We start from the raw sequence: 13,211 nt of genomic DNA on the forward strand, positions 1-13,211 counted from the left end.
GTCTGCGAACGGACAGAGTCGGTGACGCCTGCGTAGAATGGTTCAGCGCACCCTAAGTATTGTCGTTCATCTATGACCATGGCACCACGACATCTACGTAAACGCTTGCTGACCGCGCTGGTCCTGGGCGGCCTGACCCTGACCGCAGGCGCCCAGGACAAGCCCGACGACGTGCGCCTGCCCGACCTCGGCAGCTCGGCCAATGCGCTGATTTCGCCCCAGGAGGCGCAGGACTACGGCGCCATGATGCTGCAGCAGATGCGCGCCATGGACATGACCGTCAACGACCCGCTGCTGGACGATTACATCAACAACCTGGGCTTCCGCCTGGTCGCGAACTCGGCCAAGCCGAAGGACCACTTCGCGTTCTTTATCGCCAAGGATCCGGTGATCAATGCGTTCTCCGCACCCGGCGGTTACATCGGCATCGACTCCGGGCTGATCGTCATCACGCGTACGGAAGATGAACTGGCCGCCGTGATGGCGCACGAAATCGGCCATATCACCCAGAATCACCTGCAGCGCGCCTACGAACAGGCGAAGAAAGACACGCCGCTGATGGCGCTCGTCGCATTGGGCGCCATCGCCGCTGGCGGCGCGGCGGGCGGCCAGGCCGCCGCCGCCGCCCTGCTGGGCGGCCAGGGCGCCCTGATGCAGAAGGAAATCAACTTCACCCGCAAAGACGAAGCGGAAGCCGATCGGACCGGCATCATGACGCTCGCCAAGGCGGGCTTCGATCCGAATGCGATGGCGGAATTCTTCCAGCGCATGGAAGACGTGATGAGTGCCGACTCCGGCGGCATCAATGTTCCTTCGCTGCTCGAGGATCACCCCGTCACCGCCCAGCGCATCAGCGACGCGAAGGCTCGCGCCACCTCGCTGATCGCGGAAGAGAAGCAGAAACCCAGCGGCAACCTGCTCGACAAGTCCACGTGGGCTCAGAAGACCGCGCCCATCGCCTACGTGAAGGATCCCACCACGCTGCTCGCTGCCAATAACAGCGATCCATCCCCCAGCACTTATCTGCTGATGCGCGAGCGCGTGCGCGTGCTTTCCGACGACGCCTATCGCATGAGCACGTTCTACGGCTCGTTGATCGGTCAAAAACCCGGCTACGACACCCCGGAAAATCGCTACGGCTACGCGCTGGCGCTGACTCGCACCGGCCAGGGCGCCAAGGCCATCGCCGAATTGCAGCCGGTGCTGACGAAATATCCGGACAACCTGGTACTGCGGCTGGCCATGGCCGATGCCCGCCTGCAGGCAGGCGAGCGCGCCGCAGCGTTGGATATCTACGCTGCGTTGAATACCCAATCGCCTCGCAACAAGGCGATCGGGCTGGCTTACGCCAATGCCCTCACCCAAGGGGGCACCGCCAAACAGGCCGCCCAGGCAGCCGACATGCTGCGCCCGATGCTGGACAACACCGACGAGCCGGAGATCTTCACGGCTTACGCCCACGCGAGCGAGAAAGCCGGCGACACCGTCCGTGCCGGCGAGGCCTATGCCCAGGCCAGCTACCTGTCCGGGCGCCCCTTCGATGCCATGGAACAGCTCAAGACCCTGCTCAAGCGTCCGGACCTCGATTACTACGCCCGCGCCCGTATCCAGGCCCATATCTCCGAGCTCACCCCGCTGGTGATGGAGCTGCGCAAACGGCGCGTCGCCACGGACGACAACCCCGACGGAACCAGCCAGACCCCGCAGCAACTGAGCTCCAACGCGGCATGCGCCGGTAAGCTTTGTTTCAGCCTAGGTAACGGTCGCCCCTGAAAACACGTTAGATTGTGGCCATTGAGACCCCGTTTTTAAGCGGTGTCATCGGCACGTAACATTGCACCGCTGCAATATTTGCGTCATAGGCCACCCCCAACGGACTCCGCGTGCACAAACGCATCCTTATTGTCGAAGACGAAGCCTCCATCCGCGACATGGTCGCTTTCGCCCTGCGCAAGGCCGGTATGGATACCGCTCAGGCTGCCGATGCACGTACGGCGCAAATGTCCATCGCGGAGCAAGTGCCCGACCTGATCCTGCTCGACTGGATGCTTCCCGGCACCAGCGGACTGGATCTCGCCCGCCGCCTGCGCAAGGAAGAACTGAGCCGCGAAGTGCCGATCATCATGCTCACCGCACGCGGCGAGGAGATGGATCGCGTCAACGGCCTGGAAGCCGGCGTCGACGACTATGTCGTCAAGCCCTTCTCCACGCGTGAACTCATCGCGCGCATCAAAGCCGTGCTGCGCCGCAGCCAGGGCGACGATGGCTCGGGCATGGTCGAGCTTGGCCGCCTGCGCATCGATGGTCCGGCGCACCGCGTTTTCGCGGGCGACGAGCCAGTGCCGATCGGCCCCACCGAATACCGCCTGCTGTACTTCTTCATGACGCACCCCGAACGCGTCTATTCCCGCGCGCAGTTGCTCGACCATGTGTGGGGCGGCAGCGTGTATGTGGAAGAACGCACCGTGGACGTGCACATCCGCCGCCTGCGCAAGACGCTCGAACCCTGGAAGCTCGAAGACATGGTGCAGACGGTGCGAGGTGCAGGCTATCGATTCTCGGCCAGCCCCTGACGCGGTCCTTCCCATGAATCGCCCGGTCGAAAGCGCCTCGAAACTTCCCTTGGCGCTGACCGGCGGCTTGGTGGTGGGCGGTCTGGCGGGCTGGTTGGCAGGCGGACATGTCGCCACCGGCGTGGCGCTTGTTGCTATCGCCGAGATTGTCTTGCTACTGACGCACTTGCGTCACATTGCTCAGCCCATGATGAGTTCGTCCACGCCCTCCCCCAGCCACGACCCCGATCAACCCCGGCACGACCGATTCATGATGCGCTCCCGACGCCTAGCCGCCAACTTGCATGATCTGCGCCGCGCCGCCGGCAATTTGCCGGATGCGATCGTGTTGCTCGATCAGGACCAACACGTACGTTGGTTCAATCACGCCGCAGAAAATCTGCTTGGTTTGCGTCGCCCGCAGGATCGCGGTGTCGTGCTGCGCGAAAAACTGCACAATTCCGAGCTCGCCGGCTGGCTGGAAGAGCCCTCGCCGGAACCGCTGAACGATGTCAGCGCACCGGGTCAGCCCAGCCGCCATATCAACGTGACACTGCTGCCCTTCGGTCAGCGCCAGCGACTGCTGCTTGCGCGCGATATCAGCCACATGTCGCGCCTGGAACAGATTCGCCGCGACTTCGTCGCGAATGTCTCGCACGAACTGCGCACGCCGCTCACCGTAATCCACGGTTATCTCGAACTGCTCGATCCGGAAGACGTACCGCATCTCGCGCCGGTGCTGGGCGAAATGCGCGCGCAATCCAAGCGCATGGGGCAGATCGTGGAAGACCTGCTCATGCTCTCGCGCCTCGAAACGCAGGATCATGTCACCGACGAACGTGTGCCGATGGCCCCGTTGCTGGCGACGCTGCGCAAGGAAGCCGAAGCACTGAGCCAGGGACGTCACAGCATCACCGTCGAGTCGACGGCAGAACTGGACCTGCTCGGCTCGCCGAAGGATCTGCACAGCGCGCTGTCCAACCTGGTGAGCAACGCCGTGCGCTACACGCCCACCGGCGGCCGCATCACGGTCCGCTGGGAACGCACTGCGGAAGGCGCCAACTACTCGGTCATCGACACCGGCTACGGCATTCCCGCCGATCACCTGTCCCGGCTTACCGAGCGCTTCTACCGCGTGTCGTCGAGCCGTTCGCGCGACAGCGGCGGCACGGGCCTGGGGCTATCCATCGTCAAGCACGTGCTGGGGCTGCATCAGGCGCGCCTGGATATCCGCAGCACGCCGGGCCAAGGGTCCACCTTCACCTGCTGCTTCGGCCGCGAGCGTCTGCTGACGCCGGAAATACACGACAGCAAGAATATGGACGGCAACTGAGCAAAGCCCGGGAAACGATAGGCGCAACCGTGCCTGATGAGTAAGAATGGGCGGATGCCACGCCGCCAAGCCAATCAGCCCGTCGTCAAAGAAATGCCCCAGCCCGAGCTATTCCTGAATCGTGAGCTGGCCGCCCTCGAATTCAACTTCCGCGTGCTTGCGCAAGCACGCGACACCAGCATTCCGCTGCTCGAACGCCTGCGCTTCCTGAGCATCGTCGCGAACAACCTCGACGAATTTTTCGAGGTGCGCGTCGCCATGCTCAAGCAGCGCCACCAGTTCGGCTCGGCCCAACCGGGCCCGGACGGTATGACGTCCGCGGAACTGCTGCCGCGTATCCGTGAACGCGTGCTTGAACTGGTGCGCGCGCAATACAGCACCTGGCAAGACGAACTCGGCCCCGCGCTTGCCGCCGAGGACATTCATTTCCTCACGCGCAAACAGTGGACTCCGCATCAGCGGCGTTGGCTGCAAGGGTATTTCGAGAACGAAGTGCTGCCGGTGCTTTCGCCGCTCGGCCTCGATCCCGCACACCCGTTCCCGCGCATTCTCAACAAGACGCTGAACATCGCCGTGGTGCTGCAGGGACGCGATGCCTTCGGTCACGAAGGCCACATGGCACTGGTGCGCGCACCGCGCTCGTTGCCGCGCATCATCCGCATTCCCGAGGAAGTGAGCGGCAAGGGCGACAACTACGTCTTCCTGGCGGAGCTGCTGCAGTCTTTCGTCGACATGATGTTCCCCGGCTTCAAGGTGGCCGGCTCGTACCAGTTCCGCGTGACGCGCAACAGCGAACTGATCGTCGAGGAAGAGGAAGTCGAAAACCTGGCCCTGGCGCTCAGCGAGGAATTGCTCGGCCGCGGTTACGCGCGCCCCGTGCGATTGGAAATCGGCAGCGACTGTCCGCAATCGATCGTCTCGATGTTGATCAGTAACTTCGAGCTGGAAGAAACCGACGTCTATCGCTGCGATGGCCCGGTGAACATCATCCGCGCGGGACTGGTGTACGACGAACTCGAACGCCCTGCCCTGAAATTTCCGCGCTTCGTACCCACCTTGCCTACAGCGCTGGGCAACGGTAGAAAGATGTTCGAAACGCTCAGCCAGCGCGATATTCTGCTGCATCATCCCTACGAGTCGTTCGGCGCGGTGGTCGATCTGCTGCGCGAAGCCGTGCAGGACACGGACGTGCTGGCGATCAAGCAGACGCTGTATCGCGCCGGCAAGGACACCCCGCTGGTCGACCTGCTGGTGGAAGCCGCGCGTAACGGCAAGGACGTCACCGTCGTGATCGAGCTGCGCGCGCGATTCGACGAGGAAGCCAACATCCGTCTCGCCACGCGCCTGCAGGAAGCGGGGGTTCAAGTCGTTTACGGTGTGGTCGGCTTCAAGACACACGCCAAGATGATGCTGATCGTGCGCCGCGAAAGTGGCCATCTGCGTCGCTATGTGCATCTGTCGACCGGCAACTACCACCAGGCAAACAGCCGTCTTTATACCGATATCGGCTTGATGACCTCGCATCCGGAAATCGGCGAGGACATCCACAAGGTGTTCCAGCAGCTGTCGGGGTTGGGGCCGATGATCAGCCTCAAGCGGCTGCTGCATTCCCCATTCACGCTCTACAAGAGCGTGCTCGAGAAGATCGAACGCGAAGCCGAGCATGCCCGCCAGGGTCGCCCCGCACGCATCGTCGCCAAGCTCAATGCGCTGAATGAATCGCACGTGGTCGAGGCGCTTTATGCGGCGGCGCAGGCTGGCGTCGAAATCGATCTGATCGTTCGCGGCGCCTGCGCGCTGCGTCCGGGATTGCCTGGCATTTCCGAGCGCATTCGCGTGCGTTCCATCGTTGGGCGCTTTCTAGAGCACAGCCGCGTCTATTGGTTCGCCAACGATGATGCGCCTGAGATCTACTGCGCGAGTGCCGACTGGATGGAGCGCAACCTGATGCGGCGGATCGAGATCGGCTTTCCGATTCTCGATCCGGCACTCGCCGCACGCGTCTACGACGAAACGCTGGCCAACTATCTCGCCGACAACACGCAGGCATGGCTGCTCGACAGCGATGGCCACTACACGCGCGCCACGCCCGGCGCCGACGCACCGCACAGCGCACAGCAGACGCTGCTGGAACGCCTGTGCGGTGCGACATCGTCCAACTGATTCATCGCACAACTTGCTGGCCGACCACTTACACATGCGAGAATCCGCCCCAGTCCCGATCAGAGTATTCCCATGAGTCTCGGCGACCAGATGCAGATCAAGGATGGCGAGCTGATGGCTGCCGTCGACATCGGCTCCAACAGCTTCCACATGGTGGTGGCGCGCATGGAACACGGCGAGCCGCGGGTGATCGATCGCCTGCGCGAGACCGTTCGCATGGCCGCTGGCCTGCGCGCTGACGGCACGCTTGACGCCGAGCACCGCGCACGCGCGCTGAACTGCCTGGCGAAATTCGGTCAGCGTATTGCCGGCATTCCCACGGTTCGCGTGCGTGCCGTGGCCACCAACACCGTGCGCCGCCTGGCCTCGCCGCATGCCTTTCTCACTTCGGCGGAAACGGCATTGGGTCATCCGGTGGAAGTCGTGTCGGGTCGCGAAGAAGGTCGCCTGATCTTTCTTGGTGTTGCGCACGATCTGTCTGCGTCGCGCGAGCCGCGCCTGGTGATCGATATCGGCGGCGGCAGTACCGAATTTATCATCGGCCGCGGTCTGGCGCCGATGCATACGGAAAGCGTGCAGGTCGGTTGCATCGCGTCCACGCAGCGCTTCTTCCCCGGCGGCAAGCTCACGCGCAAGCGCTGGCAGCGTGCGCGTGGCGAGATCGGCGTCTTGCTTCAGCAATTCTCCGAGGAATATCTCGAAGCCGGTTGGACAGATGCTTACGGTTCCTCCGGCAGCGCCAAGGCGATTGGCGCGGTGGTGCAGGCGATGAAGCTCTCCGATCACGGGGTGACGCCAGCATCGATCGCCACGCTGCGCGACGCCATGCTCGATCAGGGCCAGATCAGCACGCTCAAGCTGCCGAGTCTGGCGGAAGAACGTGCGCCGGTCTTCGCCGGCGCCGTGGTGATCTTCGAGGCGGCCTTCGCGGCGCTGGGCATTCAGCGCCTGCAGGTCTGCGAAAGCTCGATGCGCGAAGGCCTGCTGTGGGACCTGATCGGCCGCGCCGGCGGCAGCGACCCGCGTACGGCCAGCATCGACGCCTTGGCCAACCGCTACGGTGTCGACCGCGCCCAGGCACGGCGCGTCGAATCGACCGCGCTGATGTTGTTCGACCAGGTCGCGGCCAGTTGGAAACTCGACACCGAAGCCCGCGAATGGCTCTCCTGGGCTTCGCGCGTGCATGAGATCGGCCTGGCGATCGCGCACAGCCAGTATCACCACCACGGCGCGTATATCCTCCGCAATGCCGACCTGGCCGGCTTCTCGCGGGAGGAGCAGCAACTGCTGGCCGCCATCATCCAGGCGCATCGCCGCAAACCGGACAAGGCGATCTTCTCCGCCCTGCCCCAGCGCTACCGTCAGCTGGCCAAGCACATCACCGCCCTCCTGCGCCTGGCCGTGCTGTTCCGCCGCGCACGGCGCGCGGAGTCGATACCGCCTCTGCGCCTTGCAGCGACCACGCAGCGCCTTAGCGTGCAGCTGCCGGCGGCGTGGCTGGAGCAACACCCACTCACTGAAGCGGACCTGGAGCAGGAAATCGCGCCGATGACCGAGCTGGGCCTTACGCTGGCCCTGTCCACGATCTGAGGCTTATTCAGGACAAGTGAGCCATATCCGCTCCCGGCCGCGTATCATGCGCGGATATTTCTGCCGCGTCCGACCGACATGCCCAAGTTCCTGCTGAGAGCTTCGTCTTTTCTGCTGGCCATCCTGCTCGCCGCTCCGCTCGCCATCGCGCAGACCGCCAAACCCGCTGCGCCGCCAGCGGCAGCACCGGCTGCCGACAATCCCAGCGTGATCATCCATACGTCGGAAGGGGACATCACGCTGCAGCTGTTCGCCGACAAGTCGCCCAAGAGCGTCGCCAACTTTCTGCGCTACGTGCACGAAGGCTTTTATGCCGGCACAATTTTTCACCGCGCCATTCCTGGTTATCTGATTCAGGGCGGCCTCTACACCAAGGAACTGCAGCCACGCCGCACGCATTCGCCGGTGCAGAGCGAAGCGGACAACGGGCTGTCCAACCTTCGCGGCACGATTGCCGTGGCGCGCGGCGCCGATCCGAATTCAGGTACGGCGCAGTTCTTCGTCAATCTGGTCGACGATCGCCGCCTGGACTACGTCGGCAGCCAAAGTGGCCTGACCTGGGGCTATACCGTCTTCGGCAAGGTCATCAAAGGCATGGATGTGGTGGATAAGATCGCCGGCCTGCCCACGCGCGCACTGGGTCCGTTCGCCGCCGATGTTCCCAATCCCCTGGTGGTGATCGAAGGCGTCGACGTGGTGGGCGAAGCATCGCCTGCGCCGGCCAGCTCCCCCGCGACACCGGCCGGCGGCGCCAAGCACAAATCTCCATGAGCTCGCTGTTCATCGCCGACCTTCATCTCGACGACAGCCGTCCGCAGATCACGCAGTTGTTCGAGCAGTATCTGGCCGGCGACGAAGTTCGCGGTGCCGATGCGTTATATATCCTGGGTGATCTCGTCGAGGCTTGGATCGGCGACGATGACGACGCCGAACTGCCCCGCCGTATCGCCCTGGCCACGCGCGCGGTACGCGATGCGGGTGTGCCGGTGTATTTCATGGTGGGCAACCGCGATTTCCTGCTCGGCGAAGCGTTCGCCGAACGCGCAGGTCTCACGTTGCTGGACGACGGCACCGTGCACGACCTTTACGGCACCCCCACCCTGCTCATGCACGGCGACGTGCTTTGTACCGACGATGTCGCGTATCAGGCAGTGCGGCGCAGCGTGCGCACTCCCGAATGGAAATCACAGGTGCTGGCCATGTCGCTGGACGCCCGCCGCGCCTTCGCGGCCAAAGCGCGCCAGGACAGTCGCGCACACACGGGCAGTACTCACGAAACCATCATGGACGTAAACGCCGGTGCGGTTGCCGAAGCCCTGCGTACGGCAGGTGTCCGACACCTCATTCACGGCCATACGCACCGCCCCGCCATTCACCACTTCGATTTGGACGGCCAGACGGCCGAGCGGATCGTCCTCGGTGATTGGTACGAACAGGGCTCGGTATTGCGGGTGACCCCGGAAAAGCGCGAATTGCGGGCATTGCAGAGCTAAAGCTAAAGAATGAATCGCGCCAAGCTGGGCGCGCTGCAAAAAAGCACCTGCTCGTTTGGCCGAGCTCGTCACATTCGGTGCGTCGATCCTGGACACTTCAGCCACGAGGCATTCACACCGCCATCGCATATCGGCTGCGCGCAAAAGAGACGATTCCGTCGAAATTTTAGGAATAGACCTATCGCATTTCGACCCCATGACCGTTTCTCATAGGGCAATGACGCGCTAGCAAATCAAAGAAAGCGCTCTCACTGCACTTATCGCGGAAGGATCCGTCATGCACTACGCCCACGGGAAATTTGTCTGGTTCGAACACCACTCGAACCAACGCACTGAAGCACAAGCGTTTTACCGCGCACTCTTCGGCTGGCATTTTGAAGAGAATCCCATGCCGGATGGCTCGCTTTACACCATGGCCAAACACGGCGACCACGGCATCGGCGGCCTGCGCGTCTCGGCGCAAGAACGTGGCCATTGGCTGGGTTATGTCTCGGTGCCGGACGTCGACGCCGCCACGCACACGGCCGTGAAACACGGCGGTAACGTTCTGACGCAGCCCATGGACTATGGCCCGATGGGGCGCGCCTCCGTGATCGCCGACCCGCAAGGCGCCGTCTTCGTTCTCTGGAAATCCGCTGGGGGCGACGCGCCCGATGCGCCAATGCCTGCAATAGGGAGTTGGTGCTGGATGGAGTTATTGACCACTCACGACAAGGCCGCACTCACGTTTTATTCCGCCGTAGCCGGCTACGCGCACGACGTGAAGGACATGGGGCCGATGGGCACCTACTACGTGCTCAAGCACGATGGCGTGCAACGCGCCGGTGTGTTCCAACCCAGGGACATCCCGATGGCCATCTGGGTGCCTTACGTCAACGTGCCCGACTGCGATGCCGCGGCTGCCAAGGCCGGGCAGCTTGGCGCAACGATCACGCTGCCGCCGACGGACATTCCCGCCGTGGGCCGCTTTGCCCTGCTGACCGATCCGACTGGCGCATCGCTTGGCGTCATCGCATTCGCGGGCGCGTGATCTCCCTCACCCCATAGCGAAACAGTTTGCCGGGGCCTGGCGCGGCGAGCGACGCCCGCCGCATACCCCGCGTACTTCACCCTTGTTCGAGAGCCATCATGAAACTTCACTGTGTTGCTGCTTCCCCCAACGCTCGCAAAGCTATCGCAGTCGCGAAGGAACTGGGCGTTCCACTCGATATCGTTCCCTTGAACATACCTGCCGGCGATACCAAAAAGCCGGACTATCTCGCACTCAACCCGAACGGCAAATTCCCGACCCTCACCGATGGCGACTTTTCGCTATGGGAATCCAATGCCATCATGAAATACATCGCTTCGAAAAAGCCCAACACCTTGTGGCCCGACGATGCTCGTGAGCAAGCCGATGTCGATCGTTGGCTGTTCTGGGAAGCGGCGCACTTTACGCCTGCCTGCAGCCCGCTGGTGTACGAGCGCTTCGTCAAATCCGTCATTTTCAACCGTGGTCCGGCCGACCTGGATGTCATCGCCAAAGCGGAAGGCACCTTCCATCAGTATATGAAGGTTCTGGAACATCGACTGGCCGCGCACGACTATCTGGTCGGCAACCATCTCACGTTGGCCGATCTGGCCATCGCCCCGATCCTCGATTACGCGGAAATGTGCCAGTACCCCATGGCCGACTATCCTCATACGATGCGATGGTTGAACCGCATGCGCGAGACGGCGATCTTCGCGAACAGCAAAGCCGCCTGATCAAAAACATCGACTCCACGCAAAACAAAACGGCCATCCAATCGGATGGCCGTTTGCTTCGCACGATGGCGACAAAGAGGACTTACTTCTTCGCGAACAGATGCTCGACGCCAGCGCGCTCTTCGCGCAGTTCCTTGTCGGTGGCGTCCATGCGGGCGCGCGAGAAGTCGTTGATCGCCAGACCCTGCACGATCTCGTACTTGCCGTTCTTCACCGTCACCGGGTAGCCGTAGATCACGCCCGGCTCGATGCCGTAGGAGCCATCGGACGGAATGCCCATCGACACCCAATCGCCCTCGGCCGTACCCAACGCCCAGTTGCGCATGTGATCGATCGCGGCCGAAGCGGCCGACGCCGCGGAGGATGCGCCGCGCGCCTTGATGATCGCCGCGCCGCGCTGCTGCACGGTCGGGATGAAATCCTTCTCGTACCACGTCTGATCGACCAGGCTCAGCGCTGCCTTGCCGTCGACGGTGGCGTGATGCAGATCCGGGTACTGCGTGGAGCTGTGGTTGCCCCAGATGGTGACCTTCTTGATGTCGGTGGTGTGCTTGCCGGTCTTTTCGGCGAGCTGCGACAACGCACGGTTGTGGTCGAGGCGCACCATCGCGGTGAAGCATTTCGGATCGAGATCCGGCGCGTTCTGCTGTGCGATCAGCGAATTGGTGTTGGCCGGATTGCCGACCACCAGCACCTTCACGTCGCGCTTGGCGTGATCGTTCAGCGCCTTGCCCTGCGGCGAGAAGATGGCGCCGTTGGCTTCGAGCAGGTCCTTGCGCTCCATGCCCGGGCCACGCGGACGCGCACCGACCAGCAGCGCGTAATCGACATCCTTGAAGGCGACGTTCACGTCGTCCGTGGCGACCACGCCAGCCAGCGTCGGGAATGCGCAGTCGTTGAGTTCCATCACCACGCCCTGCAACGCAGGCAGTGCCGGGGTGATTTCGAGCAAATGCAGGATCACCGGCTGGTCCGGACCGAGCATGTCGCCGGCGGCGATACGGAACAGCAGGGCGTAACCGATCTGGCCGGCAGCGCCGGTCACGGCAACACGAACGGGGGCTTTCATCGTGGCAACTCCTTCAGGTGCACAAAACAAGGCCCGCATCCTCGACGCGGGCCGGTAAAGGGATTAGCTCAGTTCAGTAAAAAATTCGGTAATGCGTGCGAGACCCGGTTCGAGCTGAGCGGTGGGACAGGTGTAGGAAATGCGCATCGCGCGCGGTTCGCCGAAAGCCGATCCCGGCACGCAAGCCACGCCCTTGGCGCCGAGCAGTGCTGCGCAGAAATCGACGTCGTTCTCGATGCGCGTGCCGCTATGGCTCTTTCCAAAAGCGACCGAGATATCCGGGAACGCATAGAACGCGCCCTGCGGACGCGGGCAGACCACGCCGGGAATTTTCCCGAGCACGGCGAGCACGATGTCGCGCTTGGCCGCGAATTCCTTGCACTTGGCCTGCGGAACGTCTTGCGGACCGCCGAACGCGGCAACCGCCGCGGCCGTGATCACTTCCGGCACGCTGGTGATGTGATTGGAATTGAGCGTGGTGACGGCCTTCGCCACCGACTCCGGCCCCGCGATCAGACCCACGCGCCAGCCCGGCATGCCGTACGTTTTGGACACCGAATCGACGAAGATCAACCGATCGCGCAATTCAGGCCGCGCGAACACGAAATTGTGGTAGCCGATTCCGTCGAACACCATCGAGTTGTAGATGTCGTCGGTGACGATCCAGGTGTCCGGATACTGCACCAGCACCTCGGCAAGCGCGGCGATTTCTTCGCGCGTATAAACCATGCCGGTCGGATTCGACGGATTGTTGAACAGGAACACCTTGGGCTTGCGCGCCAAGGCATTTTCCAACTGTTCGGGTGTGAGCTTGTAGTTCTGCGACGGTCCGCAGTGCAAAACGTTGGCTTTGGCGCCCACGATGTCGGCGATGTCGTGGTACGTGGTCCAGTACGGCGCCGCAAAGCAGATTTCGTCGCCTTCGTTGAGCAGCGCTTCGGCCAGGTTGTACAGCACCTGCTTGGCGCCGATGCCGACCGAAAGATTCATGCGCGTGTAGCCGGCAAAACCGAGCGCTTCGATGTGCTTGAGGAAGGCGTCCAGCAGCGCATCGGAACCGCGGTTGCTGCCGTACTGGCCGCTGTCATGCGAGAGCGCCTCGCGGGCCGCGGCATAAACGTGCTCGCCAGGCAGGAAGTTGGGGACACCGATGGAAAAACTGATGATGTCGCGGCCGGCAGCCTTGAGCTGCTTTGCCGTTTCGGCAATGACCATGATCGCGCTGGGTTTGGCGCGGCCGACACGCTGGGCAAGCTGGGGCATGG

The 13,211-nt window shown here is 63.0% G+C and carries 11 protein-coding genes; 9 read left to right on the forward strand and 2 right to left on the reverse strand.

From position 1 onward, the window contains the following. Window positions 1-72 precede the first annotated feature (72 nt). From DWU99_RS05155 to DWU99_RS05195, 9 genes are all read left to right on the forward strand, one after another. Window positions 73-1,773 carry a M48 family metalloprotease gene (locus DWU99_RS05155; protein ID WP_115476889.1) on the forward strand — a complete coding sequence of 567 codons (1,701 nt, stop codon included), beginning with the start codon at window positions 73-75 and terminating at the stop codon, window positions 1,771-1,773. Window positions 1,774-1,883: 110 nt separating this feature from the next. Then, the gene (phoB, locus tag DWU99_RS05160; RefSeq protein ID WP_115476890.1) at window positions 1,884-2,573 is read left to right on the forward strand and encodes a phosphate regulon transcriptional regulator PhoB; all 690 of its coding nucleotides are present in this window, start codon (window positions 1,884-1,886) and stop codon (window positions 2,571-2,573) included. A 13-nt stretch (window positions 2,574-2,586) separates the two neighbouring features. Next, the gene (gene phoR / locus DWU99_RS05165; RefSeq protein ID WP_115476891.1) at window positions 2,587-3,885 is read left to right on the forward strand and encodes a phosphate regulon sensor histidine kinase PhoR; all 1,299 of its coding nucleotides are present in this window, start codon (window positions 2,587-2,589) and stop codon (window positions 3,883-3,885) included. Window positions 3,886-3,921: 36 nt separating this feature from the next. After that, on the forward strand, window positions 3,922-6,048 hold the full coding sequence (ppk1, locus tag DWU99_RS05170) for a polyphosphate kinase 1 (RefSeq protein ID WP_199535697.1): 2,127 nt from the start codon (window positions 3,922-3,924) through the stop codon (window positions 6,046-6,048). A 72-nt stretch (window positions 6,049-6,120) separates the two neighbouring features. Beyond that, complete coding sequence (locus DWU99_RS05175) at window positions 6,121-7,638, forward strand: Ppx/GppA phosphatase family protein (protein ID WP_115476893.1); 1,518 nt, start codon at window positions 6,121-6,123, stop codon at window positions 7,636-7,638. Between the two features lie 78 nt (window positions 7,639-7,716). Next, complete coding sequence (locus DWU99_RS05180; RefSeq protein ID WP_115476894.1) at window positions 7,717-8,409, forward strand: peptidylprolyl isomerase; 693 nt, start codon at window positions 7,717-7,719, stop codon at window positions 8,407-8,409. After that, window positions 8,406-9,131, forward strand: coding sequence for a UDP-2,3-diacylglucosamine diphosphatase (lpxH, locus tag DWU99_RS05185; protein WP_115476895.1), 726 nt, complete (start codon window positions 8,406-8,408; stop codon window positions 9,129-9,131). Before DWU99_RS05180 ends, lpxH begins: the two co-directional genes overlap by 4 nt. Window positions 9,132-9,408: 277 nt before the next feature. Beyond that, a complete protein-coding gene (locus DWU99_RS05190) occupies window positions 9,409-10,161 on the forward strand; it encodes a VOC family protein (RefSeq protein WP_115476896.1) in 753 nt (250 codons plus the stop codon). Between the two features lie 98 nt (window positions 10,162-10,259). Beyond that, window positions 10,260-10,877: a glutathione S-transferase family protein gene (locus tag DWU99_RS05195; RefSeq protein WP_115476897.1), complete on the forward strand. Its 618-nt coding sequence runs from the start codon at window positions 10,260-10,262 to the stop codon at window positions 10,875-10,877. A gap of 82 nt (window positions 10,878-10,959) precedes the next feature. Here the strand turns inward: DWU99_RS05195 and DWU99_RS05200 are convergent, their stop codons facing one another. Both DWU99_RS05200 and DWU99_RS05205 read right to left on the reverse strand, forming a co-directional pair. Further along, the gene (locus tag DWU99_RS05200) at window positions 10,960-11,946 is read right to left on the reverse strand and encodes a malate dehydrogenase (RefSeq protein ID WP_115476898.1); all 987 of its coding nucleotides are present in this window, start codon (window positions 11,944-11,946) and stop codon (window positions 10,960-10,962) included. A 63-nt stretch (window positions 11,947-12,009) separates the two neighbouring features. Continuing rightward, a complete protein-coding gene (locus DWU99_RS05205) occupies window positions 12,010-13,209 on the reverse strand; it encodes an aminotransferase class I/II-fold pyridoxal phosphate-dependent enzyme (protein ID WP_115476899.1) in 1,200 nt (399 codons plus the stop codon). Window positions 13,210-13,211: the final 2 nt, after the last annotated feature.

It is taken from the genome of Dyella psychrodurans, assembly GCF_003363265.1.
Taxonomy (GTDB): domain Bacteria; phylum Pseudomonadota; class Gammaproteobacteria; order Xanthomonadales; family Rhodanobacteraceae; genus Dyella_B; species Dyella_B psychrodurans.